Source organism: Phytohabitans kaempferiae (genome assembly GCF_042433955.1).
In the GTDB taxonomy this organism is placed as follows: Bacteria; Actinomycetota; Actinomycetes; order Mycobacteriales; family Micromonosporaceae; genus Phytohabitans; species Phytohabitans kaempferiae.
The window spans coordinates 1-19,879 of record NZ_JBHLUH010000009.1; the positions used below are offsets into that span (position 1 = coordinate 1).

The 19,879-nt window shown below is 68.3% G+C and carries 19 protein-coding genes; 8 read left to right on the plus strand and 11 right to left on the minus strand.

What is annotated here, in order from left to right:
- Nucleotides 1-77: 77 nt before the first annotated feature.
- Nucleotides 78-1,004 (minus strand): PPOX class F420-dependent oxidoreductase, encoded by a 927-nt coding sequence (locus tag ACFFIA_RS06765; RefSeq protein ID WP_377247115.1) that lies wholly within the window; start codon nucleotides 1,002-1,004, stop codon nucleotides 78-80.
- A gap of 85 nt (nucleotides 1,005-1,089) precedes the next feature.
- Here ACFFIA_RS06765 and ACFFIA_RS06770 point away from each other — a divergent pair, with 85 nt between their 5' ends.
- Nucleotides 1,090-1,830, plus strand: a complete 741-nt coding sequence (locus ACFFIA_RS06770) for a zf-HC2 domain-containing protein (protein WP_377248271.1) — start codon at nucleotides 1,090-1,092, stop codon at nucleotides 1,828-1,830.
- Between the two features lie 196 nt (nucleotides 1,831-2,026).
- Here the strand turns inward: ACFFIA_RS06770 and ACFFIA_RS06775 are convergent, their stop codons facing one another.
- On the minus strand, nucleotides 2,027-3,349 hold the full coding sequence (locus ACFFIA_RS06775; RefSeq protein WP_377247118.1) for a glycoside hydrolase family 18 protein: 1,323 nt from the start codon (nucleotides 3,347-3,349) through the stop codon (nucleotides 2,027-2,029).
- A gap of 272 nt (nucleotides 3,350-3,621) precedes the next feature.
- On the opposite strand from ACFFIA_RS06775, the gene ACFFIA_RS06780 reads away from it, so the two are divergent.
- The 4 genes from ACFFIA_RS06780 (at nucleotide 3,622) to ACFFIA_RS06795 (ending at nucleotide 7,787) form a co-directional block, all read left to right on the plus strand.
- A complete protein-coding gene (locus ACFFIA_RS06780; protein WP_377247121.1) occupies nucleotides 3,622-4,962 on the plus strand; it encodes an ABC transporter substrate-binding protein in 1,341 nt (446 codons plus the stop codon).
- A complete protein-coding gene (locus ACFFIA_RS06785; protein WP_377247124.1) occupies nucleotides 4,962-5,816 on the plus strand; it encodes a carbohydrate ABC transporter permease in 855 nt (284 codons plus the stop codon). The genes ACFFIA_RS06780 and ACFFIA_RS06785 overlap by 1 nt, the downstream gene beginning before the upstream one ends.
- Nucleotides 5,813-6,628, plus strand: a complete 816-nt coding sequence (locus ACFFIA_RS06790) for a carbohydrate ABC transporter permease (protein ID WP_377247127.1) — start codon at nucleotides 5,813-5,815, stop codon at nucleotides 6,626-6,628. The genes ACFFIA_RS06785 and ACFFIA_RS06790 overlap by 4 nt, the downstream gene beginning before the upstream one ends.
- 85 nt (nucleotides 6,629-6,713) lie before the next feature.
- Complete coding sequence (locus ACFFIA_RS06795; RefSeq protein ID WP_377247130.1) at nucleotides 6,714-7,787, plus strand: ABC transporter ATP-binding protein; 1,074 nt, start codon at nucleotides 6,714-6,716, stop codon at nucleotides 7,785-7,787.
- Between the two features lie 21 nt (nucleotides 7,788-7,808).
- Here the strand turns inward: ACFFIA_RS06795 and ACFFIA_RS06800 are convergent, their stop codons facing one another.
- The gene (locus ACFFIA_RS06800; RefSeq protein ID WP_377247133.1) at nucleotides 7,809-7,997 is read right to left on the minus strand and encodes a hypothetical protein; all 189 of its coding nucleotides are present in this window, start codon (nucleotides 7,995-7,997) and stop codon (nucleotides 7,809-7,811) included.
- 145 nt (nucleotides 7,998-8,142) lie between these two features.
- Here ACFFIA_RS06800 and ACFFIA_RS06805 point away from each other — a divergent pair, with 145 nt between their 5' ends.
- The 3 genes from ACFFIA_RS06805 (at nucleotide 8,143) to ACFFIA_RS06815 (ending at nucleotide 10,325) form a co-directional block, all read left to right on the plus strand.
- Nucleotides 8,143-9,177: an ABC transporter permease gene (locus tag ACFFIA_RS06805; RefSeq protein ID WP_377247136.1), complete on the plus strand. Its 1,035-nt coding sequence runs from the start codon at nucleotides 8,143-8,145 to the stop codon at nucleotides 9,175-9,177.
- A gap of 156 nt (nucleotides 9,178-9,333) precedes the next feature.
- A complete protein-coding gene (locus ACFFIA_RS06810; protein ID WP_377247139.1) occupies nucleotides 9,334-10,017 on the plus strand; it encodes a GntR family transcriptional regulator in 684 nt (227 codons plus the stop codon).
- On the plus strand, nucleotides 10,017-10,325 hold the full coding sequence (locus ACFFIA_RS06815; RefSeq protein WP_377247142.1) for a cupin domain-containing protein: 309 nt from the start codon (nucleotides 10,017-10,019) through the stop codon (nucleotides 10,323-10,325). Before ACFFIA_RS06810 ends, ACFFIA_RS06815 begins: the two co-directional genes overlap by 1 nt.
- Nucleotides 10,326-10,998: 673 nt before the next feature.
- On the opposite strand, the gene ACFFIA_RS06820 is transcribed toward ACFFIA_RS06815, so the two are convergent.
- From ACFFIA_RS06820 to ACFFIA_RS06855, 8 genes are all read right to left on the minus strand, one after another.
- Entirely contained in the window at nucleotides 10,999-11,292 is a 294-nt protein-coding gene (locus ACFFIA_RS06820) for a hypothetical protein (protein WP_377247145.1), read from the minus strand.
- Nucleotides 11,293-11,342: 50 nt separating this feature from the next.
- Nucleotides 11,343-12,326 (minus strand): carbon-nitrogen hydrolase family protein, encoded by a 984-nt coding sequence (locus ACFFIA_RS06825; RefSeq protein ID WP_377247148.1) that lies wholly within the window; start codon nucleotides 12,324-12,326, stop codon nucleotides 11,343-11,345.
- A 51-nt stretch (nucleotides 12,327-12,377) separates the two neighbouring features.
- Complete coding sequence (locus ACFFIA_RS06830) at nucleotides 12,378-13,454, minus strand: ABC transporter permease (RefSeq protein WP_377247151.1); 1,077 nt, start codon at nucleotides 13,452-13,454, stop codon at nucleotides 12,378-12,380.
- Nucleotides 13,451-15,007 carry a sugar ABC transporter ATP-binding protein gene (locus ACFFIA_RS06835; protein WP_377248274.1) on the minus strand — a complete coding sequence of 519 codons (1,557 nt, stop codon included), beginning with the start codon at nucleotides 15,005-15,007 and terminating at the stop codon, nucleotides 13,451-13,453. Before ACFFIA_RS06835 ends, ACFFIA_RS06830 begins: the two co-directional genes overlap by 4 nt.
- 2 nt (nucleotides 15,008-15,009) lie before the next feature.
- Complete coding sequence (locus ACFFIA_RS06840; RefSeq protein ID WP_377247154.1) at nucleotides 15,010-16,020, minus strand: sugar ABC transporter substrate-binding protein; 1,011 nt, start codon at nucleotides 16,018-16,020, stop codon at nucleotides 15,010-15,012.
- A 64-nt stretch (nucleotides 16,021-16,084) separates the two neighbouring features.
- Nucleotides 16,085-17,521, minus strand: a complete 1,437-nt coding sequence (locus tag ACFFIA_RS06845) for an aldehyde dehydrogenase family protein (protein WP_377247157.1) — start codon at nucleotides 17,519-17,521, stop codon at nucleotides 16,085-16,087.
- A gap of 279 nt (nucleotides 17,522-17,800) precedes the next feature.
- Nucleotides 17,801-19,270 (minus strand): flavin-containing monooxygenase, encoded by a 1,470-nt coding sequence (locus ACFFIA_RS06850; protein ID WP_377247160.1) that lies wholly within the window; start codon nucleotides 19,268-19,270, stop codon nucleotides 17,801-17,803.
- A gap of 142 nt (nucleotides 19,271-19,412) precedes the next feature.
- The gene (locus ACFFIA_RS06855) at nucleotides 19,413-19,856 is read right to left on the minus strand and encodes a GbsR/MarR family transcriptional regulator (RefSeq protein ID WP_377247163.1); all 444 of its coding nucleotides are present in this window, start codon (nucleotides 19,854-19,856) and stop codon (nucleotides 19,413-19,415) included.
- Between the last annotated feature and the right edge of the window lie 23 nt (nucleotides 19,857-19,879).

Genomic DNA, 19,879 nt, shown 5'->3' on the forward strand with positions numbered 1-19,879 from the left:
CGGGACGCTGCCCCGCGTCCGGTCACCGTCGATTTTCGAGTTAGACGACCTATGGCGCGTATGACGCCACAAGTCGTCTAGATCTCACCGAGGGCGTGTGTCGGCGGCGAGTGCGGCGGCCAGCAGGGCGCGCAGCTCGGGCCGGTCGAGGTCGGCGGAGTCGCGGAGCTTGACGTGGCGGTGCACCTTGCTGCCTCCTCGGCAGCGGCGGGGCCCGCGGCGGCCGGGTCGGGGATCAGTTCGAAGTGGACGGTGCGGCCGGTCCTCGACCGCGCGAGGCGGTGCGTCAGCGGCACGGCGACGCCGTGCAGCAACGGATACTTGGCGCGCAGGACCCGCGCCGCGTACCGGCTCTCGGCGCCGTCGAGCAGACGCAGCGTCGCCGGTACCCCCGGACCCGTCTCCCGACCGCGACCGGTCGACGGCGCGATCACCGCGCGGGGGTCGCGGCGCAGCCGCCGGGTCTTGAGCGACCTCTCGAAGCTGCGCACGAAGGCGCGGTCGCCGTCCACCGCGATGCTCACCGGGCTGGCGCCCGGGCGACCGTCCCGGCGGTACGTGGTGAGCCGCACCGTCTTCTGCCGCGCGAACGGGGCGAGCGCCGGGCTGGTCGCCACCGCCACCGGGCCGACGACCCAGCCGAGCTGGCGCAGCCGTGCCACCAGCGCGGCGCCGGTGAGCAGTGCCATCGCGCCGATCAGCCAGGGGTCCGAGCCGCGGCCGCCGAGGTCGAGGTCGCCGGCGTGGTTGACCGCGTGCACGACGTTCGCGACGAGGAAGCCGGCCAACGCGGTGGCCAGCCCGTCCGCCCAGACGAGCGCGAGCAGCAGGGAGACGGCGAGGCCGAGCTGGAAGGCGCCCAGGTCGTGGACGAAGTGCTCGTGCCTCGGGAAGTCCACGAGGTCGGCGAACGAGCCGGGCGCGGCCAGGCACCACACGGCGGCCGTACCGGTCAGCAGGGCGCCCAGGAGCGTCACGATCGTGACGAAGGGGTTTTTGGTCATGTGGGAGGGACGGGCCGGCGTCGCGAATCGTGACAACCGGCACCCCGCCGGGAACCGGGGACGCCCAGTGACCGACTATCCCTACGTGGGGTGCGAAGAGTATCGCGAGGCGCTGTCGGCGCGCCTCGACGGGGAGGACGATGCGGCCGAGCGCGCGGCGACCGACGTGCACCTGGCCGGTTGCGCGGCGTGCCGGCGGTGGTTCGACGCTGCGGCGCGGGTGACCCGGATGGCCCGGACGAGCGTGGTCACGCACGAGGTACGGGTCAGCGACGCGGTGCTCGCCGCCGCTCCCGGCCGGGGTCGGGCCCGGCTCGTGCGGGGGGTGCGGGTCGCGCTCGGGGTGCTGGGCGTGGTGCAGTTCCTGCTCGGCGCGGCCCAGATCGGGGGGTTCGCGGCCGGGCAGCACCTGCACACGTTCGGCGTGGGGCCCGACCACCTGTGGCACGAGTCGGCCGCGTGGAACGTCGCGGTCGGTGCCGGTTTCGCCTGGATCGCACTGAGCCGTGGCCGGGGCTCGGGGCTGATCCCCACGCTGACCGCGTTCGTGGCGGCGCTCAGCCTGCTCACCGCCAGCGACGTGATCGCCGGCCGGGTCGACCTCGACCGCGTGCTGAGCCACGGGTTCATCCTCGCCGGGTACGTGCTGGTCGTCGTGCTCAGCCGTCTCCAGCCTGCGCGCGGTGAGCCGCCGAACGGCCAGCGCACGCCCCGGCCGGCGTGGCGGGCTCGCTTCGACGAGCCGGACCCCACGCCGGCCCGCCCGGCGCTCCGCCTGGTCCGCGAGCGTCCCGCCCAGGCCCGGGTCGGCCGCCGCGCCGCCTGAGGCCTGTCCGCGACCGCCGCTCAGGCCGGTCGAGCAGGCCCTTGCCACCACCGGGCTCCGCCGGCGCGGCGACCGCACTCCCCGGCAGGGCGGTGACGGCGGTCAGGACGGCGGCGAGGCTTCTGGGGCAGGACGACCGCGGAAGGCCCGAGCCTGACCGCCTGGAGTGGGTCGTCCTGCCCCAGAAGCCACACCGTCACAACAGACCGAAGTGGATGGTGCGGGTCAGCGTGGCGTTGTCGTCGTCGCCGTCGAGTGACCACATCATCGCGCCGCCGAGGCGTTGCGTGCGGATGTAGAGCATCTTCTGGAGCACCACGGCCGGGTCGTCGTACGTCCAGAAGGTCGTGCCGTTCCACAGCCAGGCGTGCCCGGCGCGCAGGTCGCGGTGCACGGTGAAGCCGTTGCCCGACAGCGTCTTCAGCTTCTTGTAGTCCTCGCTGCCCGCCTCGAAGGTGGCCGGTGCGGGGCCGGTCGCCGGGCCGAAGAGACCGTTGCGCCCGCCGGTCACGCCGGTCCAGCCGCGGCCGAAGTACGGGATGCCGAGCACGAGCGCCTTGCGCGGCGCGCCCCGGTCGATCCACGCCTTGATGGTGGAGTCGACGGAGAAGTCGGGGTTGTCGGGCGCGCCAGCCGGCACGCGCAGCGCCGACTGCTGGTTGGCCCGCAGCTCCCAGGTGCCGTGGAAGTCGTACCCCTGCACGGTCGCGAAGTCCAGGTACTTGAAGATCTTCTTGACCTCGAAGCCGGCGTCGATGGTGGCCGGCGCGGCCGGCACGAACGCGGTCAGCTCGTAGTGCTTGCGGTTCTTCTTGCCGAGCGCGTCGAGCTGCTTGCGGAACTCGGCCAGGAGCTTGGTGAAGTTCTGCTTGTCCTCCGGGCGGATGACGTTGCCCGGCTCACCGGCCGAGCCCGGCCACTCCCAGTCGAGGTCGATGCCGTCGAAGACGCCGGCGAGCGAGCCGGGGCCGCCGGCGCTGCCGTCCGGGTTGGGCAGGTCGCCCTTGAGGTACAGGTCGATGCAGGAGGCGACGAACTTCTTGCGCGCCGCGTCGGTGGCCGCCGCGTTGGAGAAGTACGTCGACCAGCTCCAGCCGCCGAGCGAGATGAGCACCTTCAGGCTCTTGTGCTTGGCCTTGAGCTTCTGCAACTGCCCGAAGTTGCCGTTGAGCGGCTCGCCCCAGGTGTCCGCGACGCCGTCGACGCTCTCCTCGGCGGGCACCGGACGCTGGTAGTCGGCCCACGGGTCGCCCTCGCCCGGACCGCCGTCCACATAGCAGCGACCGTCCTCGGTCACGTTGCCGAACGCGTAGTTGATGTGCGTGAGGCGGCTCGCCGCGCCGGAGGTGTCGAGGTTCTTGACCGGGAACGCCCGGCCGTAGATACCCCATTGGGTGAAGTATCCGACCCGGACGAAGCCGTCCCGGTGCTTCGTGGTGGCGCCGGCGGCGGTCGGGGCGGCGGCCGCGCCGGCGAGAACGGTCGTGATGGCTATTGCGGCGCCGAGCAGTCTGCGCATGGGCACTCCCGGATAGTGGCGACTGGAACTCTGGCCCGAGCTGCGCCCGGGCGGCTCGTGCGCCGTGGAGCCGCCCGGCAGGTCACGGTCGCTCCGGTCGCTCTCGCTCTGTGGCCCACGGGCGGCGGCGCCCTCTCGCAGAACAGTAAGGAGTCTTATCTGTTATGGCAAGACGGTGATGTGGTCGCCGATTCGTATCCGGTGGAACGGCAGCGGATCAAATACATTAACTCTCACGTATCGGTGCCGACATCAGTACCTGGGGAGTAAAGATGACGAACCGCATGGACAACCGACTCCGGATCTCCCGCCGTGGGCTGCTCGGACTCGGCCTCGGCGTCGCCGCGGCGCCCGCGCTGACCGCCTGCGGCGGCGTCTCGACCAGCGGCGCCGACGGGGGCGAGGGCGCCGTCAACTTCCTGTCCAGCCAGTTCACGCAGGTCGAGGAGAGACAGCGCTTCGAGAAGATCCTCGCCGACCGGATCAGCGGCCAGCGGATCGCGTTCAACCCCGTCGACGCGGGCACCTTCGCCACCACCGTCCAGTCCCAGGTGGACGCCGGGAAGGTGCAGCTCAGCCTCCTCGGCGGCCTGCACGGCGACCTCGCCCCGCACGCCGGCCGGCTGGCCGACCTCGACGACGTGCTGGGCTCGCTCGGCGACCGCGGCTTCGCCACCGATCTCACCGACCTGGCCAAGCTCACCGGCGGCACCACGAAGTACATCCCGTGGATGCAGGCGACGTACGTGCTCGCGCTCAACAAGAAGGCGCTGGAGTGGCTGCCCAGCGGCGCCGACGTGCGGACGCTGACGTACGACCAGCTGCTCGCCTGGATGACCGCCGCGCGCCAGGGCAACGGCGGCAAGCCGGTCTTCGGCCTCCCCGCCGGCCCGAAGGGGCTGTACCACCGCTTCTTCCAGGGCTACCTGCTGCCCAGCTTCACCGGCGGGCAGGTCACGACGTTCCGCGGCCCCGACGCGGTGGTGGCCTGGGAGTACATGAAGCAGCTCTGGGCGCAGACCGTGCCCGCCTCCACCAACTACGACAGCATGCAGGAGCCGCTCCAGCGCGGCGAGGTGCTGGTCGCCTGGGACCACGTGGCCCGGCTGCGCGACGCGCCCGGGGACAAGCCCGACGACTGGCTGATGGTGCCGGCGCCGAGCGGGCCGAAGGGACTGGGCTACATGCTGGTCGTCGCCGGACTCGCGATCCCCACCGGCGCGCCCGAGGCCGACCGGGCCAAGGATGTCATCAGGTCGCTGACCACCGGCGACGTGCAGGCCGAGGTGCTGCGGCAGAACGCCTTCTTCCCGGTCACCAACGCCCAGCTCCCGGCCGACCTGCCCGGCGCGGTCAGCCTGGAGGCCGCCGCGGTCAAGGCCCAGCAGGAGGCGGCGAACACGATCGTCTCGCTGCCGCCGGTCGGCGTCGGTGCCCGGGACGGCGAGGTCGGGCAGGTCTTCAAGAACGTGTTCAAGGAGGTCTGCCTCGACGGCCGGCCGGTCCAGCAGGTACTCGACGCGCAGGCCGGCCAGCTCAACACGATCCTCGACGAACTCAAGGTGGCGTGCTGGCGCCCCGACCCCGCCGGCAGCCCGTGCCGGGTCGCCTGATGCCGGGGGCGAGACGCCGGGCCCGGGTACCGGCGGCGGTGCTGCTCATCGCGCCGTCGCTGATCGTGATGACCGCGCTGTTCGCCTGGCCGCTCGTCGTGGGCATCGGCCAGGCGTTCAGCGGGCCGGACGGCCCCACGCTCGCCTACGTGCGGCGGATGCTCGACGACCCGTACTTCTGGCCGGCGGCCCGCAACACCGCGCTGCTCATCGTGGTGCTGATCCCGGTCCAGTTCGCGTTCGCGCTGACGATGGCGCTGCTGCTGCGCGAGCGGCCGCGCTTCGCCGGCGTGCACTTCTACATCTGGGTCATCCCGCTCGCGATCAGCGACCTGGCCGCCGGGCTGGTGTGGCTCTCCGTCTTCACCGACCGCGGCTACCTCAACTCCACACTGGACCACCTGGGGCTCGGCGGCTACGCCTGGCTCTCGTACGAGAACACCACCACGATGTTCCTCGCGGTGGTGGTGGCCGAGCTGTGGCGCTCCACCTCGCTGGTGCTCGTCATCGTGGTCGCCGGGCTCCAGGGCGTCCCGAAGGACTACGACGAGGCGGCGGCGGTCTTCGGCGCCACGTACTGGCAGCGGCTGCGGCACGTGGTGCTCCCCCAGCTCCGGCCGAGCCTTCAGGTCGCGCTGATCCTGCGCACGATCCTGGCGCTGGAGACGTTCGCGGTCGCGCAGGCGCTCACCGGCCGCAGCCTGCCGCTGCTCGTCGGCGAGACATACCAGTGGTACAACGCGCTCCAGAACCCCAACGTCGCCACCGCCATCGCGCTCGTCGTGCTGGCCGTGTCGATGCTGGCCGCCGCCGGCTACCTCCGGCTGCTGCGCGACCGGACGGTGGCGCGATGAGCCGCCGCCGTCGCTGGAGTCGCGCCGCGGTGCAGGCCGCGTGCGTCGCGATCACCCTCTTCATGGGGGTACCGCTGTACCTGATCACGCTCGCCGCGCTCTCCAGCCGCGAGTCGCTCAACCGCTTCCCGTTGCCGCTGCTGCCCACCGACCCGTCGACCGAGACGATGTCCACGTTCCTCCGGTCGACCGGCGTGACCGGCGGCTTCCTCAACTCGCTCACGGTCGGCCTCGGCACGGTGCTGCTCGCGCTTCTGGTGGGCGTGCCGGCGGGCTACGCGGTGGCCCGGTACGCGTTCCGCGGGCGGGACACGTACCAGCTCTTCCTGCTGCTCACGCGGGCGCTGCCGATCGTCGTGCTGTCGGTACCCCTGGCCCGGATCTTCCTGGACGCGAGCCTGTACGACACGACGTACGCGGTGATGCTCCTGCACACTGCGCTGGCGCTGCCGACGACGGTGCTGATCACCGCGGCGATCTTCGTGGGCGTGTCGCACGAGCAGGAGGAGGCCGCGATGATCTTCGGGGCGTCGCCGCTCCAGGCATTCCTGCGCGTGGTGGCGCCGCAGGCGCTGCCGGGCATCGCGGCGGCGGCGATGTTCGCGTTCATGCTCTCCTGGAACGAGGTGCTCGGTGCCACGGTGCTGACCCTCAACCAGCGCACGCTGCCCGCGCAGGTGCTCACCACGCTCGCCGACTCGCCGCTGGCGTACCGCTTCGCCGGCGGCCTCGCGCTGGTGCTGCCGGCGCTGGTCTTCATCGCCGTGATGCGGCGCTACTTGCTGAACATGTGGGGGACGACTCTCCGGTGAGGGCGAGGGATGAGCTTCGACGGCCCGCGGGGGCGGTGGCGGCCAACCTGCGAGCCTCGCAGCCGCGAACGAAAGGGTGGCTCAGTTGAGTGCTGTCACGGTGGAAAACCTGGTGAAGACGTATGCGGCCGGCGGTAGGCGTGCCACCGACGACGTGTCGCTGGAGGTGGCCGACGGGGAGTTTCTCGTGCTGGTCGGGCCGAGCGGCTGCGGCAAGACCACGCTGCTGCGCATGGTCGCCGGCCTGGAGACGCCGGACAGCGGCACGGTGCGGATCGGCGGCCGGGACGTCACCGACCTGCCGGCCCGCCAGCGCGGCCTGTCGATGGTCTTCCAGTCGTACGCGATCTTCCCGCACATGAGGGTCCGGCAGAACATCGGCTTCGGCCTGACGATGCGCAAGGTGCCGAAGGACGAGTTCGACCGGCGGGTCAGGCGGGCGGCCGAGCTGCTCCAGCTGAGCGACTACCTGGACCGCTACCCCGCCCAGCTCTCCGGCGGCCAGCGGCAGCGCGTGGCGGTGGCCCGGGCGATCGTGGTCGACGCGGCCGTACTCCTGATGGACGAGCCGCTGTCCAACCTGGACGCGCTGCTGCGGCTGCAGTTTCGGGCCGAGCTGAAGCGGATCGTGGGCCAGCTCGGCACCACCACGCTGTACGTGACGCACGACCAGGCCGAGGCGATGTCCCTCGGCGACCGGGTCGCGGTGATGCGCGACGGCAAGGTGGCACAGATCGGCCCGCCCCTGGACGTGTACGACCGCCCGGCCTACCGGTTCGTCGGCGGCTTCCTCGGCTCGCCGCCGATGAACTTCCTGACCGCCCGCGTACGCGACGGCGCCCTGGCCATCGGCGACACCGCCCTGCCCGCGCCCGCGCATCTGTCCACGTGGGACGGACGCGAGGTCGTGGTCGGCGTACGCGCGGAGAACGTCCAGGTCGCGAAGGACGCCGTGGCGGGCTGGGTACCGGCCCGGGTCGAGGTGGTCGAGCCGACCGGGGCCGCGCTGCTGCTGACGGTGTGCCTCGCCGGCCACCAGCTCAAGGTGCAGGCCCCCGCGACGTTCCCGGCGGCGGCCGACGACGAGGTCCACCTGCGTGCGGAGGTGGAGGCGCTGCGCTTCTACGACCCGGAGAGCGGGCTCGCGCTGATGCCGTGACCGCCCGCTCCACCGCGTCGATCAGCGGCACCGCCGCCGGACCGGCCGCACCTCGGCGCACGCGATCAGCCCGGTCGGCGGCCTCCTCCGCGAACACGCCTCGACCAGTCGGTCGGTGGCCTCCTCGACGAAGACCTCGATCGGCCGGTCGGTGGCGTCCTCGGCGACCGTCGCGATGGTCTCGTCCTTGCCGCCGGAGTGTTGGCACACCGCGCCGGCCGGGAGCCCTGTCGCGGTACGCGTCCGCGCGGCGTGGCATGGCACACATCGTAAAACGAAGGCTCGTTCTTGACAGTGGCCATCGACCGGTGACAGCCTGAATTCAGGAGAACGAGTGTTCGTTTTAGGAGTCGACATGGCACAGCCGGGAGATGGCACCACCCACGCGCCAGCCCGCCGCCACCCCTCGCCCGCCCTCCTCGCCCTGGTGATCGCGGTCGGCGTGGTGGCGTTGCAGGCGCTGCTCGTACCCCTCTTCAGCGCACCCGCCGCCCACATCGAGCCGCGCGACCTGCCGGTGGTGGTCGCCGGCCCGGCGCCCGCCGCCGAAGGGCTCGCGGCACGGCTGGAGAGCGCCCGCCCGGGCGCGTTCGACGTGACCACCGTGCCGGACGCCGTGGCGGCCGACGAGGCGCTGCGCGACCGCGCCGCCTACGCCGCCTTCGTCGTCGGCCCGGACGGGCTGGCGCTGCACACCGCCCCGGCCGCCAGCCCCACCGTCGCGACGCTGCTCACCCAGGCCTCCGCCCAGCTCAACGGCGGCCAGGCCCCGCGCGTCGTCGAGGTCGTCCCGCTGGACCCGGACGACCCGCGCGGCACCGGCTTCGCGAGTGGCTTCCTGCCGCTGGCGATCACCTCGCTGCTGGCCGGCGTCGCGGTGTTCTCCGTCATCCGGCGGCGCGGTCCGCGCCTGGCCAGCCTCATCGGGTACGCGGTGCTGGCCGGCCTCGCCTCCGCCGCCGTGCTCCAGTTCTGGCTCGGCGTGATCCCGGGCGACTACCTGCTCAACGCCGCCGCGATCGGGCTGTTCACGCTCGCCGTCGCCGCCTCGGTGAGCGGGCTCGCCGCGGTGCTCGGCACGCCGGGCGCGGGGCTGGGCGCGCTGGTCATCTTCCTGGTGGGCAACGCGCTCTCCGGCGTCGCGGCCGCACCCCAACTGCTCCCCCAGCCGTGGGGCGAGGTGGGCCAGTGGCTGCCGATCGGCGCGGGCGGCACGCTGCTCCGCTCCACCGCGTACTTCGACGGCGCGGGCGGCGGCCAGGCGATGTGGATCCTCGCCGCGTACGCGATCGTGGGGCTGGTCCTCGTGGCGCTCGGCCGGGCGAGCGCCGGGCCGGCCACGGCGACGCCCACCAGCACCGCGGCGGAGCGCGTCGGCGCGACCGTCTAAAGCGGACCGTCCAGGTGGATCCCGCCCCGAGCACCGGGGCGGGATCTTGGCGCGTATCTGTCGCGATATTTCCAGCGCGCCATGATGTAGCATCGGGCCCCTTGGGCACTGCGCGACAATTCCCTTCTGATATTTGCTCTGTTTCGAGGAGGCTCGATGCCGACGGGCCGGCCGGCTCCCCCCACCCACCGGACCCTCGCCGACGCCGCCACCGCGCAGCTCCACGAGGCGATCCTGGCCGGCGATCTCGCCGCCGGCTCCCCCCTGCGCCTCACCGACCTGGCGGAGAGCCTCGGCATGAGCATGATGCCGGTCCGCGAGGCGATCCGGCGGCTGGAGTCGCTCGGCCTGGTGGAGGTCGTGCCACACAAGGGCGCGTGGGTCCGCGAGCTGACGCTCGACGACGCCCACGACACGCACGAGATGCGCCTGCTGTTGGAGGTCACCGCGATCGAGCGGGCGGCGCCGCGGTTCACCGACCGCGACACCGAGAAGGCGCGCGCCGCGCTCGACCGCCACATGAGCGCGAGCCAGCTCGGCGACGTCGCGGCGGCCCGCCAGGCGCACACCGACTACCACTTCGCGATCTACGCGGCGGCCGGCTCGCGGTGGCTGCTGCGCGCGCTGGAGCCGGTGTGGCAAAACAGCGAGCGCTACCGCTTCGCCGGCACTCGCAGCCCCGAGGCCGCCGCCGAGCGTCACCGCGAGCACCAGGCCATCCTCGCCGCCTGCATGGCCCGCGACGCGGTGGCCGCGGCCGACGCCCTGCGGGTACACATCCACAACTCCCGCTCCCGCGTCATCCAGAAGATGACCCGGCTCGACGACAAGGACGCGTAGTGACGCAGGAGCAGCCCGAGCTGGGGCCGGTCGGCTACCGCATCATCCTGGAAAACGAGCTGGTGCGGGTCTGGCAGGTCATGCTCGGCCCGGGCGAGACGCAGGCGCTGCACCACCACGAGCACCCCTACCTGGTGATCGCGGTCGAGGGCGCCATCAACCTCGTCGAGACGGTCGACGGCCAGCTCCGCGACGCGCCCGAGCCGACCGGCAGCGTGGTGTTCCGCCCCGCCGGCGACACGCACACGCTGACCAATGTGGGCGAGACCCGGTACGTGGCCCGGATCGTCGAGCTGAAGACGCAGTAGCCGGTCCGGGCGTTCCAGGTCGGTTCGCGTGGCCTGGCGCTCTCACGCGTTGGAGGCGCGGGCCGGCGCTCGGCAGGCTGGCCCTCGACGCCCGCTCTCAACGATGGCGCCGGCGCACGCCCGGCTCGACGGTTACGGCCGACAGAGGCCCGCCACGTCGATTGCCGCCGGCAGATGCCCGCCGCGTCGGTTGGGGCCGCCAGACGCCCGACGCATCGGTTGGGGCCGACACGCGCCCGACGCATCGGTTGGGCCGCCCGGCGCGCGGCGCGGAGAGCACGCGGACCGCTACAGGCGGCACCGCACCGGACGCAGCATCCGTCCCTGGTGGATCGCCGCCCCGGCGGGGTCAGCCGAGGGCCACGTAGAGCAGCACGCCGACCAGGGCCGCGAACGCCAACAGCAGGCCGCCGACCAGCAACGTCTCCCCCGCGCCGCCGCCTTCTCCACCGGTCTTCCGGTCGCCCACGATTCCACTCCAAGATTTGATATCTGATCAAGTCCGGTTCCGGAGCATAGCGAGGCACCACAGGCTTGGGAAGGTCAGGCGGAAGTGTCCAATTCCGGGCGTACGAGGCGACGGGCCCGCGCCTCCTCTGTGTAGAGAAGGTGTCATACCGGTAGGGCAGCTCGCCCGCAGCCCGCCACCAGCGCTCGCATGCCCGAGCGAAACTCACTCCATGCCCGCACGGCCGCAGGATTTGGCCTCTCGCCCAAACAGGCAGTTGATCGAATGGTGGCGCACCAGGTCGTCATGCACCGGCGGACCGGCCTTGGCGGCCTTGCCGCGGCGCCCCTTCTTGCCGAACGTGCTCCACCAGCCGTTGCCAGAGCAGATCCGCCAAGCGGTCCGCTCGGCCATCGGTTGCCCTACGACGCGGGCCTCATCGGCCAGGAACCGGTAGCCGAACTCCGGGTCGTCACGGTGGGCGTCGAACGACACGTTCGCCCGGTACGCCGCCACCACCTCGACATCCCTTCCAGGCCGCCCACAGGACAAGCCAGATCAGATGTCACCTACTGCTGCAGCAGACCCGGTGTTTGGAAGAAGGTTGAGGCTCGGCGACGGCTGCGATCGACGCGAACGTTGAAGATGTCGGGTCTGGCGTAGTGGCCTGTCGGGTCGAAGTTTTGTCGTTCGGCGTAGACCTTGGCCGTGTCGATGTCGCCTACGATGAGCCGTTCCTCGTGGGCTACTGGCTCAACGAGCCATGAACCGTCTGGAGCCGCGAGCGCGGAGCCGCCCGTGCAGAAGTCGGTGGTCGTGAGTTCAGCGAGCTCCTCGTAGAGGGAGAACGCTGGCGGCACATCGGCCAGGGAGATGAGGCCGTTGGCGGCCAAGGAGTACACGCGGCCCTCGAGAGCGATGAACCTGGTCAGGTCAATGGTGTTGCGTGGATGTCCGGGCCACACGCTGACGTGCAGTTCTTCGCCGAGGGCGTAGAGAGCGTGCCGGGGCTGTGGCATCCAGTTCTCCCAACAGTTCAGCCCACCAACGTTGAGCCCGCCCGACTGGTGGACAACGAGACCGTTCCCGTCGCCGAAGCCCCAGACCAGACGCTCCTCATGGGTCGGCATCAGCTTGCGATGTACGCCGACGAGCCCTTGGTCGGGATCGATGGCAAGCAGGGAGCAGAAAACCGTCCCCCGTGCCTGGTCGGTGGCGCGCTCGAGTGCGCCCAGGTATACGAAGACCCCAAGGTCACGTGCCGCCTCCACGATCGACGTGATCTCCGGTCCAACTGTCTCGACCGCAGCACCGAGGTACTCGGCATACGCCTTTTTCTGGCGTGCGTCGTTGAATCTCGCACCGCCTGTCAGCTCGACCCAGAACGGATACCCGCCCAGGAAGGTCTCGGGAAAAGCGACGAGCTTGACATCCTGAGCAGCCGCATCTTCAAGCCACCGGACTACTTTCCTTGCTGTCGCCGCCGGGTCCAGCCAGGCTGGGTGGGCTTGAGCAGCCGCAACACGGGTCACTGTGAACTCGCGATCCGTCATCGGAGCGCCTCCGTCTCTCGAGAGCAGGTGAGCAATGCTGTCGTTCTGCTGTCACGTCGCGGACCTCGCTGGCTCATGTGGTCGTGGGTTTGCAGACTTGCCCTGCTCGGCGGGCCGAAGCGGGTTCGCCCCTGGGTCGTTGCCCGTTTGACTTGCCCGGGGGACGACTCGTGTTGCGTTTGCGACTCGATCAAGTCCGGCTGCAACGATCAGCGCGATTCCGGAGGCCACAGACTGCCAATAGGACGGCACTCCCATGAGCAGCATGCCGTTCTTTAGCACGCCGAGGAATAGCACGCCGATCAGCACACCACCGATGGTTCCCCGGCCGCCGGTGAACGCGATGCCACCGAGGAGCACGGCCGTCAACACATCCAACTCGAATCCGACACCGAGGGAGCCCGATCCTGCTGAGTCCAAGCGAGCCGCGAAGAGAATGCCGCCGAGCCCCGCGCTCGCGCCCGATACGACGAAAGCCAGGGTCACGATGCGCTTGACGCGCACGCCGGACAAGTGTGCCGCTTCGGCGTTGACGCCGATGGCGTAGACATGCCGCCCTTGGGGAGTGCGTGCGACAAAGAGCCACACCGCCCCCAGCACTATAGCGGCGATCAGGACCGAGACGGGTATGCTAGCGATGCTTCCCCGACCGAGGAAGGCCATCACGCTGCCGAAGGTGTGTGGAGGTGTATCGGCGATCAGTTGAGCCATGCCTCGGTAAAGTGCCAGTCCTGCGAGTGTCACAATCACAGGCGATAGGCCTGAGTACACGCAGAGCAATCCGTTGATGCTGCCAACGATCGCACCGATCAAGATCCCTGTGCCGATAGCGAGGCCAGGGGATATGCCGTCATTGATCATGAGGCCAGCGACAACACCGCACAGACCTGCGACCGATCCAATTGAGAGGTCGACGTAGCCCATGAGCACGAGGACCGCTTGGGTCGACGCGGCGATGAGGAGGATCGCAATTGCGATCGCAATCTGTTCGGCATTTCGGATCGTCGCAAAGCGTTCTGGGATCTGGACTAGGAAGTAGCAGACCAGTACGAGCAAGCCGATCTTTAGCGCGTGCCGGGCGAGCCAGCTAGAAGCTAGCTCACGCCGCCTCGAGTCGTGTGTGGTCATCGGGCCTCCGTGGAAGTCTGGTCGGTGAGCTCAGCTGTGAATTGCTCGACTTGGTGGGCAGCGGCGAGCAAGTTGGCCTCGGTGATGTCCGCTCCGGTCAGTTGGTTGATCACTCGGCCGTTGTCGAAGATGAGAACTCGATCAGCGAAGGCGACCAGTTCCTCGGCGTCACTAGACGAGACGACAACCGCGAGGCCCTCTGCGGCTGCCTCGACTAGGGCTTTGTGGATCTGTTCGCGGGCCCGAATGTCGACCCCGTTTGTGGGCTCGTCCACGAGTAGAACCTGGAGCGACCCCATTACGGCCAGCCAGCGGGCAACGAGCACCTTCTGTGCGTTGCCGCCCGACATCGTTGACACCTCGGTGTCGGGGTGTGGTGGAACAATCTCCAGGGAATCGGCCAGTTCTGCGTACGCGATCCGCTCTGCCCCGGGGCGACGTAGGATCCCATGTCGAGCAATGCGCCCGAGGCTTGGCAGGAGAGCATTCATACTGGCCGACTGCGACGGCCATAGCCCTTGCCGTCGACGATCGGCGGGTATGAGGGCGATTCCTTGCCGTTGAGCAGCGTTGATGCTGCGAAGCGTGATGGTCTGGTCGTTGACCTGAACTGACCCGTCTTGGCTCGGGTATCGACCCGCGAGCGTCTCAAGTAGAGACGTCCGGCCAGCACCCAGAGCCCCGTACAGGCCGAGGATCTCACCCTTCTTGACGTCAAGTGACACGGGCCCGAACCGCGGCCCCCGCAGGCCCTGCACGGCCAGAGCGACAGGACCGCCAGCTCCATTCCGCTTAGCGTCGTTCGGCTCCCCGTCTGTGGCGGAGAGCGCGCGATAGACGTCGATGGGCTTGACCGCGTTGATGGCCTCGGATAACTCGACGTGGCCGTTCTTTAGGACGGTCACCTGATCGGCGATCCGGAAGACCTCACCGAGTCGGTGGGTGACGTAGATGATGGAGACACCCTCAGCCTTGAGACGAGCGATCTCACCGAAGAGGGTCTCGCTTTCGTTGCCCGAGAGGGAAGCGGTCGGCTCATCGAGGATCAGCACCTTCGTCTCGCCTTGGGCGAGCGCTTTGGCGACCTCGACGAGCTGCTTCTGACCGGCACCTAGGCTACTGACGGGTGCGTCAACCAGATGACTCATCCGGAACGGACCGAGGATGTCGTGCGCGTGCACACGCTGTGCCCGGCGCCTGAGCCACGGCCCACGACGCATCTCTCGGCCAAGGAAAATGTTCTCTGCAACTGTCAGGGAGTCGATGAGGGAGAGGTGCTGGTGGATTGTCGCCACGCCCAACTCTCGTGCCCCGCCGGGCGTCAGTCCGCTCAACGGTGCACCGTCAATGGTGATGGTGCCTTGCTCCCAGCCGACGACTCCATTGACACACTTGATGAGTGTTGACTTGCCCGCACCGTTGGGCCCCAGGAGGGCGTGCACCGACCCTGGGCCTGCAGCAAAGTCGAGGCCGTGGAGGATCCGGGTGGATCCGTAACTCTTGGTCAGTCCGCGGACCTCCAGGCCCGCGGACTGACCACCCCGTTCAATCATCGTCACCCCGCCGTTGCGTTGGCCAGGAACTGGTCGATCCTTGGGTCACCTTGCGGAAGGAACACGTAAGGCAACTCGTACGTGCCGGGGTCTTTACCTTCAAGTACATCGGCCGGGATGTCGACCAGGGCCGAACCGACTTCCTTCATGTCGACGGCGGATGAGCCACGATAGGCGTTGTTCTTCTTCAACTCTTCCAAGGCTTGGATGCTGCCGTCGATGCCTCCGACCCAGAGTTTTGCATTCGGGCCTGTGTCGCGGCCGAGGTTGCGCATCGCCTGGAGAGCGGCGAGTGCGTAGTTGTCGTTGAACGCGACGATGACGTTGATGTCCGGGTTTGCTTGAAGCACCTGCTGGGAGAGCGACGCTGCTTCTGCGTCAGTCGCCGCCTTCTGATCGGATACGATCTCCACATCCACGTCAGGATCCGACTTCAAACCCTCTAGCAGCCCTTTGTAACGCAACTTTCCTGGGGCGAGGTCGTTGTTGTTGATAATCAGCACCTTGGGCGAAATGCCGTTCTCCTTCGCCCAGGCAACTGCACCCTCAGTGAGGATTCGTCCAGATTCGACGAGGCTCAGACCGATGTGCGCGTCCGTTCCCTCGAGTTCGCCGGCGTACGAAACGACCTTGGTGCACGCCTCTCGTAGCTGCTCAACGGCAGGCGTGACCGCGTTCGTGTCCAGCGCGAAGATGGACACGGCGGGAACCTTCTGGGCCGCAAGGGCCTGGAGGTTGGACGCCTGGGTTTCGGCCTTATCGGCGTCGTTGGTCCACGTGAGTTTATACCCGCGCTTCTGCGCCTCCGCGAATGAGTGAGGTTTGAGCGTGGCGACGATGGGGTTGTTGTCGTACCCGAAGCTGATGTAGATCTCTTTGGCGTCGCTTGGTGTGCAGTCGCTGGCCTTACCGTCGGTACTCGACCCCTGACCACTTTCGACGCACGCCGTGAGCGTGCCCGCCAAGGCCAAGACCACCAGCGTTGTGGCTGACCTCCGTAAGAGGAACTTCATGAAGTGGGACTCCTTTTACTACTGGGTTTCTCTTTGACGTCGAAATCTAAGTACTTTATTCCGACTATCGAGCCTTGGCGCGCGCGTGGACGATTGTCATCGGGCGGGTCGCGGCGTCGTACGAGGCAGCACCGCCAGTCGCCCCCATGCCGCTGATGCCGGCCGGCTCATACGTCCGGTCGAAACCGCCGCCTTGCCACTCATTGATCCAGACGATTCCCGCCGGGAGTTCCTGCGCCCTACTGATGTTCCGAGGGTCTGCGGAGAGGATGGTGGCGGCCAGCCCGAAGGGACTGCGTTGCGCGCGGTCTATGGCTTCGTCGAAGTCCCGCACCACCACGATGGGTGCTACCGGTCCGAACGTCTCCTCTTGCAGCAGGTCTGCTTCATCCTCGACCCCAAGGAGGACCGTGGCTGGGTAGTAGAAGCCCGGCCCGTCCGGAAGGTAGCCGCCGGCTAGGAGTTCCGCGCCGCGCGATACAGCGTCGGAGACGTGTCGGTGAACGATCTGTCGCTGTCTGGCGTCCACCAGAGGTCCAAGCGGGGACGGTTCGGAACCGTCGCCTCCCTTGGTGTAGACCTCGGCCTGCGCAACCAACGCCTCAATGAACGCGTCAGCGATCTCAGTGTGCACGTAGATGCGCTCGACCGAGGTGCATATCTGGCCACTGTTGACGAAGCAGGCATAAGCGAGCTGTTGCGCGGCCCATGCAGGGTCGACACCGGCGTCGACGATCGCCGGGTCGTTTCCACCGAGCTCCAGGACCGCGCGATGAAGGTTGGACGCAGCGAGGGCCCCCACCGTCTGCCCCGTCTTGACGGACCCCGTGAAATGTACGAGGTCGACACCCGGATGCGCCGCTAGAGGCTCCCCGGCACGACCGTCCCCGAGGAGCAGGTTAAGAACCCCACGGGGAAGCTCAAGCAGCTCGAACATCCGCACCGCGGAGAGTGGCGCCTTCTCCGAGGGCTTGACTACGACAGTGTTGCCAGCGAGGAGGAGTGGACCAACTGCGAGGAGCACGTTGGTGACGGTGAAGTTCCAAGGAACAATGAGCGCGACAACGCCGAGCGGAAGCCGCACCACCTCGATCTGAGTGTCGCCTTCGCCGGCGTGCGCCTCGACAAACTGGTATTCGTGCGCGTGCTTGATGCTTGATCGGAGGGCTTGAACTCCACTTCTGATGAACAGCTCCGCCTCACGGAGCGGCTTGCCCATCTCTCGCCGCTCTAGCTTCGCAAGGTCCGCGATGTGGCTCTCCACGGCGTTTGCGACCCGTTCAACGAGGCGTACCCGCTCCCTCAGAGGTGTCGCGGCCCAGTCAGATGTTGCCGCACGAGCGGCCCGGACTGCCGCATCGGCATCTTCCGCAGAACCGGCAGGGACACGCACAACGAGTGTCTCGGTGCGGGGATCGACCACAGGCACCTCTGCGCTAGCGGCCGCCGGTACCCACTCGCCGCCAATGAAGTTCTTCAGCAGAGTCGGCCCCGCAGGCATGCCGCCACGCGATCCAATTCGAGTGTGGTGACTCACCGATCTGGCCTCCTGGCTCTGATGTAGCGGTTGGCGGCATGGTCACCGCACCCCTTGAGAGCGACTCGCGCTTGACGGAGTCTCGCAGAACAGTGAGACTTCACGCAACCTCGAATATTCATAGGTCTGTAAACTCTCGGTCTCGCCGGCGGTGACCGGCCTGCGCGGCTGTCCGAGCTGGCAGGGCTGCTACGCGATGAGACGCTCGGGCTGTTCTGGCCACCGAACTCGGCGGTGCGCGGCCTAGCGCACGCGGCAAGCAAGTCGTGGTCGGATGAGGCGCGTCAGGACCCAGTACGTCGTCTGGCTGAACGGCCACTGAGTCACCACTCTGCCGGTGGTCGACGTGTAGTAGTTGTTCTGGGTGTGGGACCACACGAACCTGGAGTTGCCCCAGGCGACGAGCTTGTCGCACAGCTCGACGACGCGCGGCCGCACCTCAATCGACCGGCGGTGTCTCTCGGCGACACCGAGGGCCTTGCTGATCCATTCAGCCTGTCGCTCGACGAAGAAGATGATGCTCCCGCCGTTGGTGTTTGGTCCGTAGGTCACGAAGAAGTTCGGGAAGCCTGGGGTCATCATGCCGAGGAACGACCGTGGCTCTGCCCCCCATTGCTCCTTGAGTCTGGCGCCACCCTTCCCGATCACATCGAAGGTGGCGAGGAAGTTCGAGGGCTGAAAGCCGGTGGCAAGGATCACCACATCCACGACGGTCTCCTGGCCGGACACGTCGACCACGCCCTTCTGGGTCAGGTGATCGACGGCCTTGGGGATGAGGGTGACATTCGGGCGATTGAGCGCGGGGTAGAAGTCCTGGCTGAGAACCACTCGCTTGCCGAAGAACGGGTAGTCCGGCAGCAGTGCCGTGCGCAGAACGGGGTCCTCGATGGTCTTGGCGAGATACTCCTCCGCGGCCTGCTGCATACGGCGATTCGCTTTCGTGCCCTTCCGCGCCGAGGCCGTCAGCCGCTCCATATCGACGTACGTGCGCAGCCGCGCCAGCCGTTGACGTACGCGCGAGCGCTCGAGCCTGGCGCGCTCCGCTTGTGAATAGGTTCGGTCTTCCTTCGGAAGGACCCATCCTGGCTGTCGCTGGAACACGTAGACCGACGCAGCGGTCTTGGCCACCTCAGGTACGACCTGCGCACTGGTCGAGCCGGTGCCGACAACTGCGACCGACTTGCCGTTCAGCGCGATCGCGTCGTTCCAGCGCGCCGTGTGGACCAACTCGCCCTGGAATGGTGAGTCCACTGCCCACGCGGGGTAGCCGGGGTTGTTCAGCTGGCCCACGCAGCTGACGACGTAGCGGCTCCGCCACCTACTCCCAGCGACGGTCTCCACCTCGTACTCGGCGGAGGCGCTGTCCCACTCAACGCGTTCGACCTTCTCCCCGAAGCGGAAGCAGCCAGCGAGGTCGTGTGCTCGGACCACCTCGTTCAAGTACGCGAGCATCGCGCCCGCGTCGGCATGCGTGCGGGAGAACACATGCGGCGCGAACGAGAAGGAGTAGAAGCTGGACGGGACGTCCACCTCAACCCCGGGGTAACGGTTGTCCCACCAGGTTCCTCCTGCTCCCTCGCTCATCTCTAGAACAACGAAGTCATCGATGCCCCGCTTCCGGAGATTCACCGCCATGGCGATGCCAGATACCCCTGCGCCGATGATCAGGACGGTCGTCCGTTGTACAGGTGCGGGGCGAGATGCTGAGGTCACCAGTCGACTCCCAACTTTCAGGTACGGGTGAGTTTTCACTCGATCGTAAACCATCAGTGGGGTCGGGTCTAGCGGCGCGTGATGCCGATGCCGCGGTTACCATGGGCAGGCCCGCCTATGGGTCAGCCGGAGGAGGGGTTTCCTACGGCTCCTGGAAGCCGGCCGCCTCCTTGAAGCTGTCCTCCAGGTTGGTCAGGCTCCTGGTCATGAAGTCCTGGTAGTGCCTCATGTCCTCGAACCGGCGCCTGATGTGCTTGGGCTTTCGGCGCAGCGTCTTGCACGCCGAGGTCGCAAGGTCCCGGAGTTGTACGCTCATCGCGATCTGATGTTGAAGACACGCCACCCATGCATCTGGCCGATAGGCGTAGCTCCTCTTCCGAGTGCCAGCCGTCTTGATTCGCTCCACCACGCCGCTCTCCATCAGGATCCGGGAGCACTCGGAGATGCCACCAGCGCTCGCGCCCAGCTCCTCTCGCAGCTGGTCCGCGGTCATAGGGCCATCGTTCAACATCAGCGTGGCCATCATCCGCCCGGCGAGCGGCGGCCAGTTCATGACCGCGCCCACGCGGACCCCGTACTCCTCCACGACCGACTGGGACTCGTCTCGCA